This is a genomic window from Corynebacterium sp. HMSC075D04, assembly GCF_001815635.1.
In the GTDB taxonomy this organism is placed as follows: Bacteria; Actinomycetota; Actinomycetes; order Mycobacteriales; family Mycobacteriaceae; genus Corynebacterium; species Corynebacterium coyleae.
In genome coordinates, this window is the sequence record NZ_KV821363.1 from 52,987 (window position 1) to 74,037 (window position 21,051).

The 21,051-nt window shown below is 62.5% G+C and carries 17 protein-coding genes; 11 read left to right on the plus strand and 6 right to left on the minus strand.

The genetic code is table 11. The features are described from left to right. Window positions 1–56 precede the first annotated feature (56 nt). Window positions 57–1,151 carry a YhjD/YihY/BrkB family envelope integrity protein gene (locus HMPREF3048_RS09240; RefSeq protein ID WP_070771952.1) on the plus strand — a complete coding sequence of 365 codons (1,095 nt, stop codon included), beginning with the start codon at window positions 57–59 and terminating at the stop codon, window positions 1,149–1,151. Here HMPREF3048_RS09240 and HMPREF3048_RS09245 read toward each other — a convergent pair. The 5 genes from HMPREF3048_RS09245 to HMPREF3048_RS09265 are packed head-to-tail and all read right to left on the minus strand — an operon-like array spanning window position 1,111 to window position 6,192. Then, a complete protein-coding gene (locus HMPREF3048_RS09245) occupies window positions 1,111–2,382 on the minus strand; it encodes a D-alanyl-D-alanine carboxypeptidase family protein (protein WP_246818892.1) in 1,272 nt (423 codons plus the stop codon). The two genes, HMPREF3048_RS09240 and HMPREF3048_RS09245, sit on opposite strands and share 41 nt — an antisense overlap. Beyond that, window positions 2,383–3,507: a trimeric intracellular cation channel family protein gene (locus tag HMPREF3048_RS09250; protein ID WP_141758899.1), complete on the minus strand. Its 1,125-nt coding sequence runs from the start codon at window positions 3,505–3,507 to the stop codon at window positions 2,383–2,385. Between the two features lie 39 nt (window positions 3,508–3,546). Continuing rightward, entirely contained in the window at window positions 3,547–4,785 is a 1,239-nt protein-coding gene (locus HMPREF3048_RS09255) for a hypothetical protein (protein ID WP_070771953.1), read from the minus strand. Between the two features lie 34 nt (window positions 4,786–4,819). After that, window positions 4,820–5,914 (minus strand): C40 family peptidase, encoded by a 1,095-nt coding sequence (locus HMPREF3048_RS12655; protein ID WP_305764119.1) that lies wholly within the window; start codon window positions 5,912–5,914, stop codon window positions 4,820–4,822. Then, complete coding sequence (locus HMPREF3048_RS09265; RefSeq protein WP_070771954.1) at window positions 5,911–6,192, minus strand: hypothetical protein; 282 nt, start codon at window positions 6,190–6,192, stop codon at window positions 5,911–5,913. The genes HMPREF3048_RS12655 and HMPREF3048_RS09265 overlap by 4 nt, the downstream gene beginning before the upstream one ends. Window positions 6,193–6,266: 74 nt before the next feature. Between HMPREF3048_RS09265 and upp the strand changes: the two genes are divergently transcribed. The 4 genes from upp (at window position 6,267) to HMPREF3048_RS09285 (ending at window position 10,258) form a co-directional block, all read left to right on the plus strand. Next, window positions 6,267–6,902: a uracil phosphoribosyltransferase gene (gene upp, locus HMPREF3048_RS09270; RefSeq protein WP_070422880.1), complete on the plus strand. Its 636-nt coding sequence runs from the start codon at window positions 6,267–6,269 to the stop codon at window positions 6,900–6,902. A 147-nt stretch (window positions 6,903–7,049) separates the two neighbouring features. Next, window positions 7,050–7,538, plus strand: coding sequence for a helix-turn-helix domain-containing protein (locus HMPREF3048_RS09275; protein ID WP_070482389.1), 489 nt, complete (start codon window positions 7,050–7,052; stop codon window positions 7,536–7,538). A 62-nt stretch (window positions 7,539–7,600) separates the two neighbouring features. After that, complete coding sequence (locus HMPREF3048_RS09280; RefSeq protein ID WP_246818893.1) at window positions 7,601–8,803, plus strand: amidohydrolase; 1,203 nt, start codon at window positions 7,601–7,603, stop codon at window positions 8,801–8,803. A 48-nt stretch (window positions 8,804–8,851) separates the two neighbouring features. Next, window positions 8,852–10,258: an NAD(P)H-quinone dehydrogenase gene (locus HMPREF3048_RS09285; RefSeq protein ID WP_070614308.1), complete on the plus strand. Its 1,407-nt coding sequence runs from the start codon at window positions 8,852–8,854 to the stop codon at window positions 10,256–10,258. Here the strand turns inward: HMPREF3048_RS09285 and HMPREF3048_RS09290 are convergent. Then, a complete protein-coding gene (locus HMPREF3048_RS09290) occupies window positions 10,236–11,513 on the minus strand; it encodes a helix-turn-helix domain-containing protein (protein WP_070771956.1) in 1,278 nt (425 codons plus the stop codon). The two genes, HMPREF3048_RS09285 and HMPREF3048_RS09290, sit on opposite strands and share 23 nt — an antisense overlap. Window positions 11,514–11,679: 166 nt before the next feature. On the opposite strand from HMPREF3048_RS09290, the gene prpD reads away from it, so the two are divergent. The 6 genes from prpD to HMPREF3048_RS09320 all read left to right on the plus strand — a co-directional run bounded on the left by prpD (window position 11,680) and on the right by HMPREF3048_RS09320 (window position 21,050). Then, on the plus strand, window positions 11,680–13,191 hold the full coding sequence (prpD, locus tag HMPREF3048_RS09295; RefSeq protein WP_070570511.1) for a 2-methylcitrate dehydratase PrpD: 1,512 nt from the start codon (window positions 11,680–11,682) through the stop codon (window positions 13,189–13,191). Beyond that, entirely contained in the window at window positions 13,191–14,114 is a 924-nt protein-coding gene (gene prpB, locus HMPREF3048_RS09300) for a methylisocitrate lyase (protein ID WP_070422832.1), read from the plus strand. Before prpD ends, prpB begins: the two co-directional genes overlap by 1 nt. Before the next feature lie 42 nt (window positions 14,115–14,156). Beyond that, the gene (locus HMPREF3048_RS09305) at window positions 14,157–15,302 is read left to right on the plus strand and encodes a bifunctional 2-methylcitrate synthase/citrate synthase (protein WP_070771957.1); all 1,146 of its coding nucleotides are present in this window, start codon (window positions 14,157–14,159) and stop codon (window positions 15,300–15,302) included. 174 nt (window positions 15,303–15,476) lie between these two features. Then, on the plus strand, window positions 15,477–18,905 hold the full coding sequence (locus HMPREF3048_RS09310) for a pyruvate carboxylase (protein WP_070771958.1): 3,429 nt from the start codon (window positions 15,477–15,479) through the stop codon (window positions 18,903–18,905). A gap of 127 nt (window positions 18,906–19,032) precedes the next feature. Next, window positions 19,033–19,905 (plus strand): siderophore-interacting protein, encoded by an 873-nt coding sequence (locus HMPREF3048_RS09315; RefSeq protein ID WP_083316852.1) that lies wholly within the window; start codon window positions 19,033–19,035, stop codon window positions 19,903–19,905. A gap of 119 nt (window positions 19,906–20,024) precedes the next feature. Beyond that, on the plus strand, window positions 20,025–21,050 hold the full coding sequence (locus HMPREF3048_RS09320; protein WP_083291904.1) for an ABC transporter substrate-binding protein: 1,026 nt from the start codon (window positions 20,025–20,027) through the stop codon (window positions 21,048–21,050). Window position 21,051 lies beyond the last annotated feature (1 nt).

A 21,051-nucleotide genomic window follows, 5' to 3' on the forward strand; every position in this document is an offset into this window, starting at 1 on the left:
AGGCTCCTCTACGATGTGTTCGGTAAAGCACATCCGTTTAGAAGGGACGTCCGTCGATGGCAACCTCGACATCGCCGCGTAAGGCGTACACCGACGAACAAGGAATCGAGCGCGCCTCGAAGCAACAGCAAGAAGGCCTAGAGGCGAAAGTAGAGGAGAAGGCGCCCGCTGCGGCTCACGTGCTGCGGATGAACGAGCGCTTCGGTTCAGAAGGCGGCAACCAGCTTGCTGGTGGCATTACGTACTTCTCAGTGCTGTCGCTGTTCCCGCTGCTCATGCTGATCTTCGCCGGCCTCGGTTTCTTCCTGAGCGCTCGGCCGGATTTGATCCAGGAGATCGAAAACCAAATCACCTCCTCGGTCGACGGCGATCTGGGCGACATGCTCAATGAACTGGTCAATGCTGCTATTGATCAGCGCGGTGCCGTCGCTGGTATCGGTTTGCTAACCACTCTGTGGTCCGGCCTGGGGTGGATGAACAACCTGCGCGTGGGCGTGTCCGCAATGTGGAAGGTGGATGCGAACGAAGGCGGCAACTTTGTCACCAAGAAGTTGGCGGACCTGCTGGGCCTGGTCGTGCTCATTGTCCTGTTCGTGGTGGCTGCAGGCGTGACCGCGGTTGGCGTGTCCGGCTGGACCAGCACCGCAATGGAGCGCCTTGGCATCGGTGATTTCCCGGGCGCGCGCCTCGTGGTGTGGGTCGTTGGATTCCTGGTCAGTGTGCTGGCCAGCTTCTTGGTCATGCTGTGGGTGAACATGTACATGCCGCGCACGAAGGTGCCGGTGAAATCAGGTCTGAAGGGTGCGCTGCTCGGCGCGGTCATCTTCGCCATCTTGCAGCAGTTCGCAGGTCTGGTGATTTCCTCCGCTACCGGTAACCCGGCGGGTGCGATCTTCGGCCCGATCATCACCCTCATGGTCGTGCTGTACCTGATCTGGCGCGTGGTGCTCTACGTTGCAGCATGGACTGCGACGACGCAGGAGTCCCTGGACGCAGCCCCGGCGGAGGTTCCGGAGCCGGCCGTGATCAACATCCGTGCAGGTGCGGTGCGTAACACCGATAAGTCGGCGTCTACCGGCAAGGCGCTTGGCGTCGGCGCCGCGCTTGGCGCTATCGGCGTTGGCCTCGCTTCCGTGCTGACGCGAGACTAACCACAGCGGCAAGCAACGCGAAGGCCACAACGCCCGCGACGACAAGGTAGGACCACCAACGGTTCCAGGCCGTCTCCTCTTCCACACCGGAGTTCTCTTCGGGCGTGGGGGAGGGGGCGGCTTGTGTCGTTTCAGGGGTGTTGGTCTCTGGGGGCGCTAGCTTTGCGACGACACCGTCCACCCCATACGCCGCATGCAGCAGCATCTGCGCCTGCTCCCAGGCGCGGTGTTCGTGGGCAGTGGTGTCTAAGACGACGGCGACGAGGCGGCGGCCATCGTGGTTGACCGCACCGACGAAGGTGTGGTTGGCGTCGTCGGTGTAGCCGGTTTTTCCACCGATGCCGTCGGGGTCGTTGAGGTAGAGCTTGTTGTCATTCCACAGCTCAAACGCTGGCAGGTCGTCGAATCCGGGGAACTTGTAGGACTCGGTGGCGACGATGTCCGCGAACGTGGGGTTCGCAAATGCCGCTTTGTACGCCAGGCCCATATCCCACGCGGAGGTGGACATGCCGGCGCTGTCCAGGCCGGAGTAAGAGGTGGCACGGGTATCGGTCATGCCGAGTGTTTTGGCCATCTCGTTGATCTTCAAAAGCGTCATCTCGTTGCCACCGAGTGCTTGGGCGAGTGCGTGGGCGCAGTCGTTGCCGGACGCCAGTAGCAGGCCGTGGAGGAGATCGTTGACGGTGTAGTCGCCGCCCTCGCCGATGCCTGCGGCGGAGCCTTCCTGGCCCGCGGACTCGGCGGATACCGGCACTTTTTGATCCAACGGCAGCTCGTCAATCACCACCAATGCCAGCAGCACCTTGATAATCGATGCCGGACGGTATCGTCCGTGCGGATCCTTCATCGCCACCACGTCGCCGGAATCCAGGTCAGCCACCAGCCACGCGGATGCGAGCACGTCCTGCGGAACCTCGTAACCGTCGGCGACGCTGACCCCACACGGCCCGTCGTAGGTCACCGGCAACGCGTCCGGCGTGCTTGTGGCCCGTTCTGAGGTGGAGACAGGCTCCGGCGGCCAGGTTGCCTGCGGGCAGTTATCGGTATCGGGTGCTTTGTCGCGCTTGGGTGGGACCCAGTTGCCGGTGTCGTCGTAGTAGCCGGTGGTGGGGGCGGCCGGCTCGATGGCATCGGTTGGGGCGGGGGTTTCGGCGTCTTGCGCGTTCGCTGTCAAGCACAGCCCCATGCTCAAACAGGCCACCGGAACTGCTGCCAACGTGCGCTTGATCATTTAGGACCCCTTCTGTTTGTAGCGGGTGACGAGGCGGTCGATGAGCTCGTCGGTAAGTTTCTCGTCGGAAAGAATGATATCGAGCATGTCCGCATGCACCGCCTCAGTTTCCTCCGGATCTGGTTCTACCTGGTCATCGTAGGAATCGCCGGAGAGGTCCATGCCGATGCCGTCGAGGAGCCCCTCGTCTTCAACAGGGGTGTCAATTCCCGTGGCTTCTGCGAGCATCTCAGCATCAATAGCGGGGAACTGGGTGGTGAACTCGTTGAGGAAATCATCCGCATCGCTCATCGCCTGCGCCGGACGCTTGCCCTTGCGGATCTCCGCATCGATGCGACGCTGCAACGCCTTCTCCATCTGGCGGTGGCGCCAGGAGCGCACACGGGTTGGCTCCAACTCGCGGGCCACCGCGCGTGATTTGTTCTCAGCCTTGCGCGCAAGCGTGGCTACCTGCGTCGCCGTCGCGTTCACAGTGGTGTTTACCGGCGCGAACTCCGAGTCGGTGGAGATACGCCAGTTGCCGTAGTAGCCGAACAGGAACAGGGCGAAACTGGCAACAGGTCCGAGAATCATGCCCCAGGCGAGGTAGCCAGTGGCGTTGCCGATCAGCGTGATCACTGCACACGCCACTGCCGGCAGCACGGTGGGTTGGTTACCGCCAAACACTGACGGTTCTTGGCCGGTGACCACGTCGCGGATCATGCCGCCGCCGGTCGCGGTGAACACACCCATCATGATGGTGGGCACAACCGGAAGCCCGTACTGGATTGCTTTCGACGCACCCGTGGACGCCCACAGTGCGGAGACCAACGCATCGCCATGCGATTGCAAGAATTCCCATGCGCGGCCCTTGAAGTAGGTGAACCTGGCGATCAACGCGCCGGTAAACGCAAGGATCAGGTATTCGGGCTGGCTCATCGCTGCGACGGTGCCCTCGTTGATCAGCACGTCGCGCAGCATGCCGCCGCCGAGCGCGGAGAGCATCGCGATGAAGAAGAACCCCACGATGTCGTAGCCGAGTTGGCGTGCCAGGGTGCCGCCAATGACACCCATGAGGAGCACGCCGGAGATGTCCATCCAGTGATAGATGGCGTTGATGAGGGGGTCGACCTGGTCCACTGCCATAGCGGACCATTCTAAACCTCGGGTGTTGCGTGCTGAGTTTTAGAACTTGGAGAAGCGCTTGATTAGCTGGTTTTCCATCTCGGTCCACGCTTCTGCCTTATCGGTGAACGGTGCGGACGGAACGTAACCGGCTGCGCGGGTGGAGCCAAGCATGTACGCCAGGTAATCCTGCATGCGCGGGTTGGCCAGCAGCAGGGAGTTCAGCGAATCGTCCTTCGCCCAGTCGGCAGCGTCCGCGAGCAGTTCGTAGGCCTTGGCCATCTGCTTGGTGTCTACTGCGTCGGTGCCCTTGGCAATGTCGGCGGCGATGCCGTTAAACGAGTAGGAGTTGTCCGGGTGGACCTCCACCTTGAGATCGCCAGCGTTTGCCGCGTTGAGGATGTCCTGCCAAGTGGACACGCCTGCGAGGTCGTGGTCGTCGTTTTCCAAAATCCAGCGGCCGAGGTGCTTCGTGGACGGGAAGGTGATGATCTCGCCGTACTTACCCAAGAACACCGGAGCGCCGTTCAGGTACGTGCGCAGCGTGTACACGCTCTGGCCCTGGATGGAAACCTTCACCGGGTCGATGCCAGCAAGGCCCCAGACGGAGGAGTCGTAGGGGTCTTGCGCGGCGGCCTGTGCCTGCTCGTCGGCGCGGCGCTGCTCCTCAGCCGCTGCGCGTGCTTCCTGTGCTTCAGCAATAGCGGTGGTTGCTGCGGCAACCTCGTTCGCATCGAGATCTTGCGTATCGACGACACGCACCACCTCATCCAGCGACTCCACAACCTGCTTCCAATTGGTCAGCACAACGCGGCCCACACCCGACCATTCAGACATGCCGTTCTCGCCCGCGTAGTGGTCCGCGCCACGGTTGACGTTGCCCAAAATGGAGTGGGAGGCGAAGAAGATCTGCGCATGCTCAGCGCTGGCCACCTCGGCCAGCGAACGCGACACCTGGAAGACGCGTGCCAGCGACGAGACGTTCTCGTGGCTCGGACGGCCCGCTAGGAAGTTCGGGGCGCCAATGATGTCGTAGTACTGCTTCTCACCCGGCACGACGCGATCGTCGCCCTGAGTGTTAAACGCCTCCCACTTCGGGTGATCACTCAGGTCATGCGACGGGTTGGTGTTGAGGTAGGCCAGAAGCTCCTCGGGGGAGTTGAAGGCGAGGACCGATTGCTCGTCGCCAAGAAAGGCCTGCCACTGCGTGCCCTTCTCTTTCCAGGTTGGGGCCCACAGGGTGTAAAAATCGCCCTCGGTCAGGGACAGTTTCACGGGAAGGATCGCGCGGGTACTCATGGGGTGAGAGTCTACTCAACTCACAGCCAGCAGATTAACCGGTTGGCCGCCAGAACCCGTAGAACGGCATTCCGATGTTCTCGGTGCGCACCGGGTTCATCTGTACCGGGTCGCCGGCCTCAATCATCATGCCGTCGCCCGCGTACATCGCCGCGTGTCCCGACCAGAGCACAAGATCGCCCGGCTGCAGTTCCTCGTAGGACACCTGCCGGCCAACCGCCTGGTCGGCCGCAACGCGAGGAATCTCCATCCCTGCCTGGCTATATGCCCACGATGTCAGGCCGGAGCAGTCGAAGCCACCAGGGCTCGACCCTCCCCAAACATATGGCGTGCCCAGTTGGCTTTTCGCTGCGGCCACTGCGGCTGCGCCCACCGAGGAGCCACCCTGTGCTGGCGCTGGCGTGGGCTCCGGTGGAGGAGCAGACATTGGCGTGACCTCAGGCGGAGCAGGCGCGGGGACCGTGGCTGCGGGTTTCGGTGCAGTCGGCAGCGCCGCGGCCACAAGCTGGCGCGGGGATGATGGCACCGAGGCCGAAAGTCGCTGCAACTCTGCGTTCGCTGCCTCACCGAGCGCGCCCGGACCCGGCATGACACGGGCGGCCGCCGCAGCGGTCGACGCACCCAGTTTCGTCGCAAGGGCGCCCAGGTCCTTCTCCAAGCTCTGCAAAGCCGCCATCGCAGCATCGAGCGCCTGACAGACTTGTGCCGCGACAAACGCCGCTGCACCAATTGGGCCGATTGGTGTCGCCGCAAGCGCGGGCGCTGCCGCGGCGTTGCGCATGAGACCGATTGCAATAGAGACAAGCTCGGCGACGGCGGCCGTAGCGCGGACTGACCCGCGCAGGACTGCGTCACTGATATCTGCACGGTAGGCCGCCAGGTCAGATGCAGCCTGCAGCCTGGTTTCCCCGCTCGCGTTAGCAACCTGTGCGAGCGGACCGAAGTCCTTGAAGTCCGGCATGCGATAGCCCGGAAGGGTCGGAAAATCGATGATGTCTGCCATGGACAGAATCTGTGCCGCAGCGGTACCGATATCTAACGAGAAGTTCAGGTGGCGGTTGTTTGTCACTGACGGTGGCCCGCCTAGCGAGGAAAGCGCGTCGAGCATGGTGTTAAGGGTGGGGTTCATAGTGTCGCTCCAAACTTGTGGCAGGTGGCGGTATCGACGGCGCACGCAGCGTCAACGGTGAGGTCCATGGTTGCGGCGATGCGCCGGGCTTCGTCGCGAAGCAAAGTGGCGTCACTGTTCGCTTGCTCGATAGCGGTGGACACTGCGTTGTGGAATTCGCTCAATGGCCACACATCGGGCACTGGCACATGGTTGAGGGCGCGCAGCGAGGCTGCGTCGTTGCGTAGAGAATCGGTCATGGAAAACACGGATGCGGAATCAAATTGAAAGACAGTCATGCACATTGGACGGCGAAAACCCCACGCCGGTTCCCTCGTAGGAGAAAAAACTTTGGTGAATTAGCATGGGCGGCATGGACATCACGGTTATTAACCACCCGCTGGCTGCTTCGCGGCTGACCATTATGCGCGACAAGCGCAGCGACAACGCAGCTTTTCGTGCGGCGTTGGCCGACCTCGGCGCAATGCTGATCTACGAGGCGGCGCGTGATTTGAAAGTCGAGCAGTTCGACACCGAAACCCCAGTTGCGGTCGCTCAAGGCACGCGGCTGGCCACCCCGCCGATCATCGTTCCGATCATCCGAGCCGGTCTGGGCATGATCGACCCAGCACTGTCGATGATCCCGGACGCCCAGGTGGGCTTCATCGGCTTGGCTCGCGACGAGAAAACCCACGAACCGGTGCCGTACCTCGAAGCACTGCCCGACGATCTGTCTGGACAGCCTGTGTTCCTGGTGGACCCGATGCTGGCAACCGGCGGCTCGCTCATCCACGCCATCGATCTGCTTGTTGGCCGCGGTGCGGACGACATCACGTGCATCTGCATGGTCAGTGCACAGCCGGGCGTGGATGCGCTCAAGGCTCACGGCGGGCCTGTCCGCCTGGTTACCGCGACGATCGATCCGTCGCTGAACGAGGACGCCTACATCGTGCCTGGCTTGGGCGATGCCGGTGATCGTCTCTACGGTCCGCGCAACATCGACCTCTAACGCGCATAACGCGCGCACAGTACAAGCGCAGCGCAAGGTCTACGCGCCACGGAACCGAAAATAACCGTGGCGTGCACACTTGCGCTGCGCTACATTGTGAGCACAACGGCACAACAGCACAACGACACAGCCAGGGGGAGAGCTGTCATGGGGGAATTGCTACCGGACTCGCACTGGGCCAGCTACGCGCTGGGCTTGGGAGAACGTATTCGCGCGCTGCGCATCATGCGGGGGTTGAGCCAAACGCGCCTTGCGGAACTCGCTGGAGTGTCGCGCTCGCTTGTGTCCAATATTGAGCGCAACGACTACAACGAGCGGGCTGCCGACCCAACCTTAAGCACTCTCTACCGCATCGCTCGTGCGCTGCACGTGCCACCTGCGATGCTGTTGCCGGGCAGTCTTGATGATGTCGACGATGCCTACGTGCTCCAAGGCCCTGACGCCAAAGTGGAGGCGATCATGTTCCAGTGGCCCCGCAGTCCGTACGACACTGCCCGGTTTTCCACCGCCTATCTTCAACCCGGCGCACCGAGGGGAACACCAGTGTTTAGCGTTGCTGAACAGATTCAGCACTGCACTGAAAACGCAGTACCGAAAAAGCAGTGCGCTTCTAGCGTGGCGACGACCCCGGCGTAGACTCTGTGCAACATATGCACTTGCTTGTACCCGCTGTACAGGACGACCTTAAGGGAGGACGCGTGAGTAACGCCGGAATCGCTACAGCCGTGGCGGCTTGGTTTGATCAAAACCAGGACAAGGTCGTGGGGTGGCGTCGGCACATTCACTCACACCCGGAGCTATCCAACGAGGAAGTGGAAACTACCGAGTTTTTGGTCAACGTACTGGAGGAACATGGTCTGAAGCCGGTGTGCTTCCCGGGCACCGGGTTGTATGTGGACCTTGGTCCTACCGAAGGCAAGCGTTTGGCATTTCGCGCAGACATCGATGCGCTGCGTGTGCCGGAGCAAACCGGTTTGCCGTTCGCGTCGGTGAACCCGGGCGTGTCGCACTCGTGTGGCCATGATGTGCATACGACGGTTGCTCTGGGCCTTGCGTGTGCGTTGTCCACGATCGAGCTTGAGCAGGGTGTTCGCGTGATCTTCCAGCCTGCGGAAGAAGTTATGGGCGGCGGCGCGCTGGACGTGGTCAAGTGGGGCGGGTTGGAAAATGTTTCCGCGATTTATGCGGTGCATGCCGAGCCGCATATCCGTGTTGGGGAGATCGGCGTGCGCACCGGTGCGATCACCTCGGCGTCTGACGTGATTCGTATCGAGGTCCAGGGCCCCGGCGGACATACGTCGCGCCCGCAGTTGACCGCCGATGTGGTGTACGCAATCGGTGCGCTGATTACTCAGTTGCCGGCGTTATTGTCGCGCCGGGTAGATCCGCGCACAGGCACTGTGCTGGTGTTTGGCCACGTCAACGCGGGTGATGCGGCGAATGCGATTCCAAAGGTGGGAGTCTTGGAAGGCACGTTGCGCACGGCGGATATTACGACGTGGCGTGAGATCGAGGACTTGATTACGGACCTCATTGACCTTGTCGTTGCGCCGACCGGTTGCACGTACCACCTGGATTACATCCGCGGTGTGCCGCCCGTGCTTAACGACGACGCCGCCACCGCCCTGGCCGTCCAAGCCGCCCGGTCCGTGGACCCGCACAGCGTTGTCTCCGCCCCGCAATCCAGCGGTGGGGAGGACTTTTCGTGGTACCTCGAGCACGTGCCCGGCGCGATGATGCGCTTGGGTGCGTGGAACGGTGAGGGTGAGCCACAGGATCTGCACCAGGGGAACCTGAATGTTGATGAGCGGGCGATTGGGGTTGGGGTTCGTTTGTTCGGTGCGATTGTGGAGCAGTACTTCCGGGTGGGTGAGGTTTCTTCGGCTCCGGGTAGACTGTGACGTTGTTTAACCTGTCACGTCAAGTCTGAAACTTTGAGGAGAGCCGTTTTGTCCAAGAAGATCGTCATCATGGGTGGAGGCCCCGGCGGATACGAGGCCGCGCTGCTCGCGTCGAAACGCGGCGCAGACATCACGTTGGTGGAAGATTCTGGGGCTGGCGGCTCGGCGATCCGTAAGGACGTTGTGCCGTCGAAAAGCTTCATTGCGGGCGCGAACATTAAGACGGACTTGCGCCGCGCGGACGATATGGGGCTCAACCACACGTTGGGTGACGCGAAGCTGTCGCTGCTGGCGCTGAATGAGCGTGTGAAGCAGTTGGCGGCGGAGCAGTCCAGTGACATCCGCGAGCAGCTTGAGCGCAAGGGCGTGCGCCTGGTCAAGGGGCGTGCGCGCTTCTCTGATAAGCAGGTCGGTCACACTACGCATGACATTGAGATTGTCACCGAGTCTGGTGAGACTGAGCACGTCAGCTGCGACATGGTGCTTGTGTGCACGGGTGCGAGCCCGCGTGTGCTCAAGGGGGCGGAGCCGGACGGCGAGCGCATCCTGAACTGGCGTCAGATGTATGACCTGCAGGAGCTGCCGACCCACCTCATTGTGGTTGGTTCTGGCGTGACTGGTGCGGAGTTTGTCTCTGCGTTTGCGGAGCTGGGCGTGAAGGTGACCATGGTTGCTTCCCGCGATCGCATTTTGCCTCACGACGACGCCGACGCCGCCGATGTCTTGGAGAAGGTCCTGGCGGATCGCGGCGTGCAGTTGGAGAAGGACGCGCGTGTGGAGCGTGTGGAAAACACGGGTGACGCTGTGGTCGTGCACACCACTGATGGCCGCGCCATTGAGGGTTCGCACGTGATGATGTCCATCGGTTCTGTTCCGAATACGGCAGATTTGAACCTTGAGGCCGCAAAGGTGGAGACCACCCCGTCCGGCCACATTCATGTGGACCGCGTCTCGCGCACTAACGTCGCCGGCATTTACGCTGCGGGCGACTGCACGGACCTCATGCCGCTGGCGTCGGTTGCGGCGCAGCAGGGCCGCACTGCCGTTGACCACGCGATGGGCGACGGTGTCAGCCCGATCCGCCTGAAGACGGTTGGCAACGCCGTGTTCACCCGTCCGGAGATCGCTGCCGTGGGTGTCACCGAGCAGGAGATCCGCGACGGCAAGGTTGAGGCAGACATCTACAAGCTGCCCTTGTCGACGAACCCGCGCGCCAAGATGCGTTCCCTGCAGTACGGGTTTGTGAAGATTTTCGCCCGCAAGGGCTCCGGCCAGGTCATCGGCGGTGTGATCGTCGCGCCGACTGCATCCGAGCTGATCTTGTCGCTGACCATCGCGGTGACCAACAGCCTCACCGTCAGCCAGCTGGCTAACTCGATGGCGGTGTACCCGTCCCTGTCGGGCTCGATTACCGAGGCGGCTCGCCGCCTGATTACAAAGTCGGATCTGGACTAGCCGGAAACGCACGCTGGGGGCAGCGGGTGCGCGGACACGTCGCGCACCCCGGACCAATCGGGGTAGCTGACGCCGGGGCCAGATCAAGGCCGTCGGCGTACACCAGTTGGGGTGCGTATGCGGCGTCGCAGCCAAGCGCTACGGCGTGCTCGCGCCGGGGCTGACCAAAGCCGACTGCTGGGCCTTGCACCATGCGCGCAACCCACATCTGTGTGCGCCCGTCCGGGGTGGTGGAGACCTGCCTGGTCACACGGTTTGGGGTTTCAAACGCACGGTGCACCACCCATAGCGGGCAGGTATCGCCGGAGACGGCGAAGCGGAACGACGTGGTGGCCTGGCGCTTGGACACATTTCCTGCGCGGTCGGTGCGCATAAATACAAACGGCACAGCCTGCGCGCCGGGGCGCTGCAGTGTGCCGAGGCGTTGGCAGGTGGATTCGAATCCGGTGCCGAAGCGGGCCGAGATGACATCGATGTCGTAGCGCGTCTCGTGGGCAGCCTGCAGGATCTCGGAGTAGGGCATGGTCACGGCGGCCGCGAAGTACTGGGCTAAGCCGTGGGTGGTGACGTTGCGGGCCGGGGTGTCGTCGATACGCGCAATGAGCTCTGATATCACGTCGCCGTGGGCGAGATTGCTGTAGCGGTAGGACAGCTCGAAGCACTGTTGCGCTTCGCTCAAGCCGGAGCGCAGGCGGATCTCGCGGGTGGTGGTGTCGATGTCGGAGCGACCCGACTCCACAGGCTGGTTGAAGCGCACGGTGTAGCCGAAGTCGCGGTCGAGGACCGACGCAAGACGGGTCAGGCGCAACTGGCGGCCACCAAGATGCTCCGCAAGCGTTTCGGCCGCTGAATCCAGGGAGTGGAAGTAGTTGCTGTGTTCCTGGAAAAAGCTGCGTGCGTACTCGTAGGGGTTGGGGGCTTGCTCGTTGAGGCGCTCGGGGATCGTTCGGACACGTTCCGCAAGGGTAGGGAAGTGGCGGGCGAATTCCTCCAGCTCGTGCTGCGCGATGCCGGGGAGCAGTTCCGAAAGGGCGGCTGCGGTTTCGCGTTCGGCGTCGCCGGAGAAGAAGGAAGCATCCACCCCGAAGGCCGACGTTAACTGCAACAACACCGTTGCAGTGAGAGGACGCTGATCGTTTTCCAACTGGTTGAGATAGCTCGGCGAGATGCCGACGAGGATCGCCGCATCGGCTTGAGTGAGGTTGCGAGCGGTGCGCAGTGTGCGGATCTGACCCCCCGCGTACAGCTTTGCCATCGTTGATTTTGCTCCTTCTCAGCCGCTTGGCCTGGTAATTTGCAATACTTTGCAAGTCTGCCAGTTTCAGGACGCAAGAATACGCAACTTCCACTATGATGCGCAACACACTTTCGCTCCTAATATGAGGTTCGTCATCATCTCGATCGCCAGAAGGAGCCGAAGAATGATCCAACACGAGGTACGTACCCATAAGTCCGCAGAAGACTTCCCGATTGAAGAGCATCTGGCCTACAAGATTGCCAAGGTCGCGGCCGACCCGGTTGAGGTGCCGGAAGATACCCGCGAAATGATCATCAACCGCATCATCGACAACGCTTCTGTCGCTGTTGCCTCCTATAACCGCCGCCCGGTCGCCGTCGCCCGCGCAATGGCCAAGGCACACCCGGCAGACAACAAGGGCGCACTCGTCTTCGGCGAAGACGGCACCTACTCCGCAGAATGGGTCGCTTTCGCAAACGGCACCGCCGTGCGCGAGCTCGACTTCCACGACACCTTCCTGGCAGCCGAATACTCCCACCCGGGCGACAACATCCCGCCGATCCTCGCTGTTGCACAGCACAAGGGCCTCGACGGTAAGGCGCTGATCCGCGGCATTGCTACCGGCTACGAAATTCAGGTCAACCTTGTCAAGGGCATCTGCCTGCACGAGTGGAAGATCGACCACGTTGCACACCTCGGCCCCTCGGCCGCAGCTGGCATCGGCACTATGCTCAACCTGGACGTGGACACCATCTACCAGGCAATCGGCCAGGCACTGCACACCACCACCGCAACCCGCCAGTCCCGCAAGGGCCTGATCTCCTCCTGGAAGGCATCCGCCCCGGCATTCGCCGGCAAGATGGCCATCGAAGCGGTGGACCGCGCCATGCGCGGCGAGGGCGCACCGGCCCCGATCTGGGAAGGCGAAGACGGCTTCATCGCATGGATGCTGCACTCCCCGGAGCGCACCTACACCGTCCCGCTGCCGGCAGATGGTGAGCCGAAGCGAGCGATCCTGGACACCTACACCAAGGAGCACTCCGCCGAGTACCAGGCACAGGCTCCGATTGACCTGGCTCGTCGCATGAAGCAGACCATCGCAGACGCAGGCAAGACCACCGCCGAGATCGAGTCCATCGTGCTGCACACCTCGCACCACACCCACTACGTCATCGGCACCGGCGCAAACGACCCGCAGAAGATGGATCCGAAGGCATCCCGCGAGACCCTGGACCACTCGATCATGTACATGTTCGCTGTCGCCCTTGAGGACGGCGGCTGGCACCACGTCGACTCCTACACCCCGGAGCGCGCAAACCGTCCGGAGACCGTCGAGCTGTGGCACAAGGTGTCCACGGTGGAGGATCCGGAGTGGACCCGTCGCTACCACTCGCAGGATCCGGACGAGAAGGCATTCGGTGCCAAGGCTGTCATCACCTTCAACGACGGCACTGTCATCGAGGACGAGATGGCTGTCGCCGACGCCCACCCGTACGGTGCTCGTCCGTTCGAGCGTGAGAACTACATCCAGAAGTTCCGCACTCTGGCTGAGGGCATCGTCGATAAGGACGAGCAGGATCGCTTCCTCGCCGCCGTGCAGGATCTGGAAAACCTCACTGACCTGACCGAACTCAACATCCGCGTCAACGACGCAACCCGCGCCGCTGCGGAGGAGATCCCGGGAGGCATCTTCTAATGTTCAAGCCTGACACAACCCCGAACGAGCGCCGCAAAGCACTGCGAGCATCGCTTGTCGACGAAAAAATCACCACCCTGCCCGGCGCCTTCAACCCGCTGACCGCGCGCCTGATCGAGGACATCGGATCCTTCTCCGGCGTATACGTCTCCGGCGCCGTGGTAGCGAACGACCTGGGTCTGCCAGACATCGGTCTGACCACGCTTTCCGAGGTTGCAAACCGCGGCGGCCAGATCGCCCGCGCCACCAACCTGCCGGTGCTCATCGACGCCGACACCGGCTTCGGCGAGCCGATGTCCGCAGCCCGCACCGTCGCCGAGTTCGAAGCGGCAGGCCTGGCTGGCCTCCACCTGGAAGACCAGGTCAACCCGAAGCGCTGTGGTCACCTCGACGGCAAGGAAGTTGTGCCGCGTGACCTGATGATCCGCCGCATCACCGCAGCGGTCCGCGAGCGCCAGGACGACGACTTTGTCATCTGCGCCCGCACCGACGCCGCCGGCATCGAAGGCATCGACGAGGCCATCGAGCGCGCGAAGGCATACGCCGACGCAGGTGCGGACCTTATCTTCACCGAGGCGCTGTACTCGGAGGAAGACTTTGCCAAGTTCCGCGCCGCCGTGGACACGCCGCTTCTGGCCAACATGACCGAGTTTGGCAAGACCGACCTGCTCAGTGCCCAGCAGCTGGAAAACCTCGGCTACAACGCCGTGATCTGGCCGGTGACCACCTTCCGCATCGCCATGGGCCAGACCGAAGCAATGCTGCGCGACATCGCAGAAACCGGCACCCAGGTGCCGTGGCTGGACAAGATGCAGCACCGCGCCCGCCTCTACGAACTGGTGCGTTACGACGAATACAACCAGTTCGACCAATCCGTCTTCACCTACTCGAAAGACACCTACAGCTCCACCTTTGAGCAGTAGGCCGCCACCACCAACACCACCACCAAGAAGGAGTGAATCATCATGACTGAGCAGGAAATTCGTAAGGGCCTCAACGGCGTTGTCGCCGACTACACCGCGGTGTCCAAGGTTAACCCGGAGACCAACTCGCTGCTGTACCGCGGCTACCCGGTCCAGGAACTGGCAGAGCATTGCACCTTCGAGGAAGTGGCATACCTGCTGTGGAACGGTGAACTGCCGACCGAGGAGCAGTTTGCAGAGTTCCGCGGTGGCTGCATGGAAAACCGCGACATCGATGAAGAACTGATCCAGATCATCAACTTCATGCCGAAGGACTGCCACCCGATGGACGTGCTGCGTACCGCAGTGTCCTACCTGGGTGCAGAGGATCCGGAGAAGTTCACCCCGGACTCCGATCACCTGCGTGGCATCGGCCGCAAGCTGCTGGCCAAGCTGCCGACGATTGTCGCAACCGACATCCGTCGCCGCCAGGGCAAGGAGTACATCGCCCCGAGCAAGGAGAAGGGCTTCTCCGAGAACTTCCTCTGGATGGTTTTCGGTGACGACGAGAAGTCCCCGGCCAACATCCCGTCCGACATCGAGGCGTTTGAGAAGACGATGATCCTCTACGCCGAGCACTCCTTCAACGCCTCCACCTTCACGGCCCGCACCATCGCCTCGACGATGTCCGACGGCTGGTCCGCAATCACCGGCGCAATCGGTGCCCTGAAGGGCCCGCTGCACGGTGGCGCCAACGAGTTCGTCATGCACCACATGACCGAAATCGGCGACCCGGCCAAGGCAGAGCAGTGGTGCCTGGACAAGCTCAAGAACAAGGAGCTCGTCATGGGCTTCGGGCACCGCGTGTACAAGAAGGGCGACTCGCGCGTGCCGACGATGGAAGCCGCCTTCAAGAAGCTCGCTGCGGAGCACCCGGAGAAGGACGCTCAGAAGTGGGTCGAGATGTACGACATCATGGCCAAGACCATGCACGACAACACCTCGATCAAGATCCGTCCGAACCTGGACTTCCCGTCCGGCCCGGCCTACTACATCCTGGGCTTCGACATCGAGTTCTTCACCCCGCTGTTCGTGATGTCCCGCATTACCGGCTGGACCGCTCACATCATCGAGCAGTTTGAGAACAACTCCCTGATCCGTCCGCTCTCGGCCTACAACGGCCCGGACGAGCGCCACGTCAAGGCGTAAGCGGATCACCCCCGAAACGCGGGTCGTCGCAACGCGGCGCCCGCGTTTTTGCACCCCCGCGTTAGGGGGCACATGGGTCGCAAACGTTTTGGAAAAGCTCCAAATAAAAGTGTGACCTGTACTAAACTACCCGTTGCAGTATGACTTCGATCTTTCCTTGAGGAAAGGAACCAAATGAACCCGGATAACCTCCCGCTTAATGACCTGCCAGCATTCAAGAAAATCCTGGTAGCTAACCGCGGTGAGATCGCCGTTCGTGCCTTCCGTGCAGCCTTTGAAACTGGCGCGAAGACCGTCGCGGTCTACCCCCGCGAGGACCGTAACTCGTTCCACCGTCCGTTCGCGGACGAGGCAGTCCAGATCGGCGAGGCCGGCCAGCCGGTCAAGGCGTACCTGAACATCGACGAAATCATCCGTGCCGCGAAGCAAACGGGCGCAGATGCCGTCTACCCGGGCTACGGCTTCCTCTCCGAGCGTGCTGACCTGGCTCGTGCCTGCCGCGACAACGGTATTAAGTTCATCGGCCCGACCCCGGAGACGCTGGACCTGACTGGCGACAAGTCCGCCGCTGTCCAGGCCGCTGAGCGTGCTGGCCTGCCGGTACTGAAGGACTCCGAGCCGTCCGCGGACCCGAAGGAGCTGGCAGAGTTTGCCAAGGACTTCGAGTTCCCGGTGTTTGTTAAGGCTGTCGCCGGTGGCGGCGGACGCGGCATGCGCTTCATTGAGAAGATCGAGGACGTTGAGCGTCTCGCAGCCGAGGCGTCCCGTGAGGCGGAGGCAGCCTTCGGCGACCCGAACGTCTACATCGAGCGCGCCGTGATCCGCCCGCAGCACATTGAGGTGCAGATCATGGCCGACTCGTACGGCAACGTGGTGCACCTGTTTGAGCGTGACTGCTCCGTGCAGCGCCGCCACCAGAAGGTTGTTGAGATCGCTCCGGCGCAGCACATCACGGAAGAGCAGCGCCAGAAGATCTGTGCCGACGCTGTGGCGTTCTGTAAGGAAATCAACTACGAGGGCGCAGGTACGGTCGAGTTCCTTGTCGACGAAGCCGGCAACCACGTCTTCATCGAGATGAACCCGCGCGTGCAGGTGGAGCACACGGTGACCGAGGAAGTCACCGGCATCGACATCGTAAAGAACCAGATGTACATCGCCGCCGGCGCGAAGCTGGAGGACATTCACCTCACCCAGGACCTCATCGAGGTCAACGGCGCAGCCCTGCAGTGCCGCATCACCACCGAGGACCCGGCCAACGGCTTCCGCCCGGACTCCGGCGTGGTCACCGGCTACCGCTCCCCGGGTGGTGCAGGTGTGCGTCTCGACGGCTCCGTCGCCGTCGGTACCACCATCACCCCGAACTTCGATTCTCTGCTGGTCAAGATGACCTGCCGTGGCCGCAACTTCCAGGTCGCTGTCGACCGCGCACTGCGCGCCCTGAACGAGTTCTCCATCACGGGCCTGTCCACCAACATCGGCTTCCTGCGCGCCCTGCTCAGCGAGGACGAGTTCCGCAACGAGCGCATCAACACCGGCTTCATTGCGGATCACCCGCACCTGCTCGAGGCTCCGGCCGCGGCTGACGATGCCGGCAAGATCCTCGATTACCTGGCATCCGTCACGGTGAACCAGCCGAACGGTGCCCGCCCGACGAACATTCAGCCGTCGAAGAAGCTGCCGGAATCCAAGTACGGCGATCTGCCACGCGGTTCCCGCGACGATCTGCTCGAGCTCGGCCCGACAAAGTGGGCTGAAAAGATCCGCAAGCAGACCGCACTTGGCGTCACCGAGACCACGTTCCGCGATGCCCACCAGTCCCTGCTGGCAACCCGCATCCGCACCAACACCCTGGTCGCGGCAGCGAAGCATGTGGGCCACCTGACCCCAGAGCTAGCCTCCGTTGAGGCATGGGGCGGCGCCACCTTCGACGTGGGAATGCGCTTCCTCCACGAGTCGCCGTGGATGCGTCTCGACGAGCTGCGCGAGGCAATGCCGAACGTCAACATCCAGATGCTGCTGCGTGGCCGCAACACCGTCGGCTACACCCCGTACCCGGACAAGGTGACCAAGGCGTTCGTCCGCGAGGCCGCTTCCTCCGGCATCGATATCTTCCGTATCTTCGACGCGCTCAACGACGTGTCCCAGATGCGCCCGGCTATCGACGCAGTGCTGGAGACCAACACCACCGTCGCCGAGGTCGCCATGGCGTACTCCGGCAACCTGGTGGACCCGAACGAGGACCTGTACACGCTGGACTACTACCTCAACCTCGCCGAGGAAATCGTCGAGGCAGGCGCCCACGTCCTGGCGATCAAGGACATGGCTGGCCTGATGCGTCCGGCAGCAGCAGCCAAGCTGGTCACCGCGCTGCGTGAGCGCTTCGACCTGCCGGTCCACGTCCACACCCACGACACTGCAGGTGGCCAGCTGGCGACCTACCTCGCCGCAGCGAATGCGGGTGCCGACATTGTCGACGTCGCATCCGCCCCGCTGGCCGGCACCACCTCCCAGCCGTCGATGTCCGCCCTCGTCGCAGCGTTTGAGAACACCGAGCGCGACACCGGCATCGACCTGCAGGCCGTCTTCGACATGGAACCGTACTGGGAGGCCGTGCGCCAGGTGTACGCACCGTTCGAGTCCGGCATCCCGGGACCGACTGGCCGCGTGTACAAGCACGAAATCCCGGGTGGTCAGCTCTCCAACCTGCGCACCCAGGCGAAGGCCCTTGGTCTGGAGGACCGCTTCGAGCTCATCGAGGACTACTACGCAGGCGTGAACGAGATCCTCGGTCGCCCGACGAAGGTCACCCCGTCCTCCAAGGTGGTTGGCGACCTGGCCCTGCAGCTCGTCGGCCAGGGTGTCAGCCCGCAGGAGTTCGCAGAGAATCCGCGCAAGTACGACATTCCGGAATCCGTCATTGGCTTCCTGCAGGGCGAGCTGGGTACCCCTCCGGGTGGCTGGCCGCTGCTGCGCGACAAGGCGCTGGAGAACCGCTCCGAGGTCGACCACACCGTCCAGGTGCCGGCGGAGCTCGAGCCGGATCTGCAGTCCGACGACCACAGCGTGCGTCGTGCGGCGCTGGATCAGCTGCTGTTCCCGAAGCAGTACGCCGAGTACCAGGAGCACCTGCGCACCTACGGCATCACCGACCAGTTGGGTGACAAGACCTTCTTCTACGGCCTTGAAGAGGGCGTGGAGACCATGATCTACTACGGCGAGATCGACGAAAACCGTCCGCCGCTGGTGGTCAGCCTCGACGCTGTCGGCGAGCCGGATGAGAAGGGCATGCGCCAGGTCATCCTGACCGTCAATGGCCAGGTCCGCCCGGTTGCCGTCCGCGACGAGAACGTCGAGTCCACCGTTGCCGAGGTGGAGAAGGCCGACGCGTCCAACCCGGGCCACGTTGCAGCACCGTTCGCTGGTGCCGTCACCGTCACGGTGAAGGAAGGCGACGAGGTCAAGGAAAGCGACCCGGTCGCAACCATCGAGGCTATGAAGATGGAGGCCGCGATCTCCGCACCGAAGTCGGGCGTGATCGAGCGCATCGCGCTGACCAAGCCGACCAAGGTGGAAGGCGGCGACCTCGTAGTGGTTATCGCTTAAGAGCTTTTCGCCTGACGACGTCCAAAGCGCCGACCTCCACCCGGAGTGCCGGCGCTTTCGGCGCTTTCGGCGTTTTGGCGGCTGGGCGTCTCGACACAATGATGTAGGTAAGCCTAAACTACCTTTCATGGTTTTCGGTTCCTGCAACTTTTCGGACATTCAGCTCACGGACTGGCCCCAGCGCGAGAAAAGCGATGCACTCACAGTCACCGTCGCCAATGTTGAACGGGTTGCACCCGACCTCCTTGAGATCTCCGTGGTTGCGCCTGAATTGCGCGACCACCAATTGGTAGGCCCAGACGAGTTCTTCGGCCTCCTCATGCCGGGGCCTGGCAAGGACTATGTCCCATTAACGACAACTCGGGTAAGCAATCTACGAGCCCAACTTGCCGCGCTTCCGGATGCCGTGCGACCCGACCTTCGGTGGTACACAGTTCGAAGTCTCGACCGAGCTGCTGGCACCCTGAGCTTCCTATTGGTCACACACGGTGTTTCGGATGCCTCGGACACCGACATCGGGCCCGCGTTGCGTTGGGCGCTGCGCGTCGCGCCTGGGGACACCTGCGGAATCTACCCCGTGAACGGGCTGTGGTTCCGGCGCGAGCCAAAGCCAGGCACATCGCAGCTGCTGGTCGCCGACCCCACTGCAGCGCCTTCAGTCGCAGCAATTCTTGAATTCCTCGAGCAATTCCACCCTGCTGAGCTGGCTGCGGCAGATGTCGTGTTCGCCGCCACCACGAACGACGAATTCGAGCCTGGGCTGGTTGAGCGCTGGCAATCCCGCGTGAGGTCACTGGCCCTGGTCACCGCCCAGCAGGACAGGTTGCTGGAGGCAGTTGTCTCCGAGCTTCGCTCTCACGAGCGCCCGGAGAGTGTCTGGTGTTGCGGCGAACGAGACCTCGCAGCGGGGGTGCGACGATTCGCCGTGCAAGAGTGGGGGATTGATCCCAAAAATGTCACATTCAGCGCGTTCTGGATTCGAGGACAGGCGCGGGGGTAACTTCCTCGCGAGATGGTAAGGGCTGCTTTACCTAACCCAGACCATCTGTTAGGTTTGCCTTTGCTAAGTGCTCGCCTGGCTTTCTGCTCAGGCCACATTTCGACTGAAAGGGATCCCGCATGCGCGCGAAACTCGGTGCAGTGCTCACCTTTGCTGTTGGCCTCGCTCTCACAGGCTGCAGCTCATCTCCTTCCAACTCCGCCTCAACTTCCACTGCAACTTCCACCGTGTCTGCCTCGGACGCCGCGACATCCTCCTCCGCGTCCGCTTCGAGCAATGCCCAGGCATCCGGTGCGCTGGTGTTTAACCACCCGAGCATTGACGGCCTGAAAATCGAGTTCGCCGAGCAGCCCAAGAACATCGTCATGGACTGCTACGCCTACTCCACCCTCGATGAGTACGGCATCAAGCCGAACGCCATCTTCGGTTACCAGTGCGACGACCCGACCGTGATGGGTGGGGCGGACACCACCGGGATTGAGCAGATCGGCACCGACGGCGAGATTGACTTGGAGAAACTCGCACAGCTCAAACCGGACGCGATCATTGGCTTCGGCACAGCAGACGGTTGGCAATGGTTCAAAGAGGATGTGAACTCCCAACTCACTCGCGTCGCCCAGTTCGTGCCGCTGCCCGGCGGCGACACCGTGGACGAGGGCATCGCCAACGTCCGCGAGCTCGCCGAGTTCCTCGGCGCCGATGTCACCGCCTCGCACATCACTAAGGCAGACCAAGACTACGCGGCTGCGAAGCAGAACTTCTCCGATGCCATTGCTGGCGAAGACTTGAGCTTCATGCTGTCGAGCCCCACCAAGGAGATGCTCTACACCAGCGCGAACGGCCCCCATGCGGATCTGCTGAAGTCGCTCGGCGCGACCCTCGCTGGCCCGACCGAGGGTCACGAGGGCAGCCCGTGGGCGTGGATCGCCTGGGAGGAAGCCTCGAAATACCCCACCGATGTCATGCTCGTCGAGGACTACGACGAAGCTGACCCCTTCACCGCCGAAATGTGGGACTCGCTGCCGTCGGTCCAGGCTGGTCAGCTCTACGCCTGGAACTCAAAGGGTGCGCTGACCTCGCGCCACTACGCCGACTGGTTGGACGGACTCGCCACAAAGGTCCAGGGCTTCAACAAGGTCTCCTAAG

Bases quoted from the DNA above. Each gene is read 5' to 3' on its own strand.
- HMPREF3048_RS09240 (WP_070771952.1), top strand. From the start codon at position 57: ATGGCAACCTCGACATCGCCGCGTAAGGCGTACACCGACGAACAAGGA.
- HMPREF3048_RS09245 (WP_246818892.1), bottom strand. From the start codon at position 2,382: ATGATCAAGCGCACGTTGGCAGCAGTTCCGGTGGCCTGTTTGAGCATG.
- HMPREF3048_RS09250 (WP_141758899.1), bottom strand. From the start codon at position 3,507: ATGGCAGTGGACCAGGTCGACCCCCTCATCAACGCCATCTATCACTGG.
- HMPREF3048_RS09255 (WP_070771953.1), bottom strand. From the start codon at position 4,785: ATGAGTACCCGCGCGATCCTTCCCGTGAAACTGTCCCTGACCGAGGGC.
- HMPREF3048_RS12655 (WP_305764119.1), bottom strand. From the start codon at position 5,914: ATGAACCCCACCCTTAACACCATGCTCGACGCGCTTTCCTCGCTAGGC.
- HMPREF3048_RS09265 (WP_070771954.1), bottom strand. From the start codon at position 6,192: ATGACTGTCTTTCAATTTGATTCCGCATCCGTGTTTTCCATGACCGAT.
- upp (WP_070422880.1), top strand. From the start codon at position 6,267: ATGGACATCACGGTTATTAACCACCCGCTGGCTGCTTCGCGGCTGACC.
- HMPREF3048_RS09275 (WP_070482389.1), top strand. From the start codon at position 7,050: ATGGGGGAATTGCTACCGGACTCGCACTGGGCCAGCTACGCGCTGGGC.
- HMPREF3048_RS09290 (WP_070771956.1), bottom strand. From the start codon at position 11,513: ATGGCAAAGCTGTACGCGGGGGGTCAGATCCGCACACTGCGCACCGCT.
- prpD (WP_070570511.1), top strand. From the start codon at position 11,680: ATGATCCAACACGAGGTACGTACCCATAAGTCCGCAGAAGACTTCCCG.
- prpB (WP_070422832.1), top strand. From the start codon at position 13,191: ATGTTCAAGCCTGACACAACCCCGAACGAGCGCCGCAAAGCACTGCGA.
- HMPREF3048_RS09305 (WP_070771957.1), top strand. From the start codon at position 14,157: ATGACTGAGCAGGAAATTCGTAAGGGCCTCAACGGCGTTGTCGCCGAC.
- HMPREF3048_RS09310 (WP_070771958.1), top strand. From the start codon at position 15,477: ATGAACCCGGATAACCTCCCGCTTAATGACCTGCCAGCATTCAAGAAA.
- HMPREF3048_RS09315 (WP_083316852.1), top strand. From the start codon at position 19,033: ATGGTTTTCGGTTCCTGCAACTTTTCGGACATTCAGCTCACGGACTGG.
- HMPREF3048_RS09320 (WP_083291904.1), top strand. From the start codon at position 20,025: ATGCGCGCGAAACTCGGTGCAGTGCTCACCTTTGCTGTTGGCCTCGCT.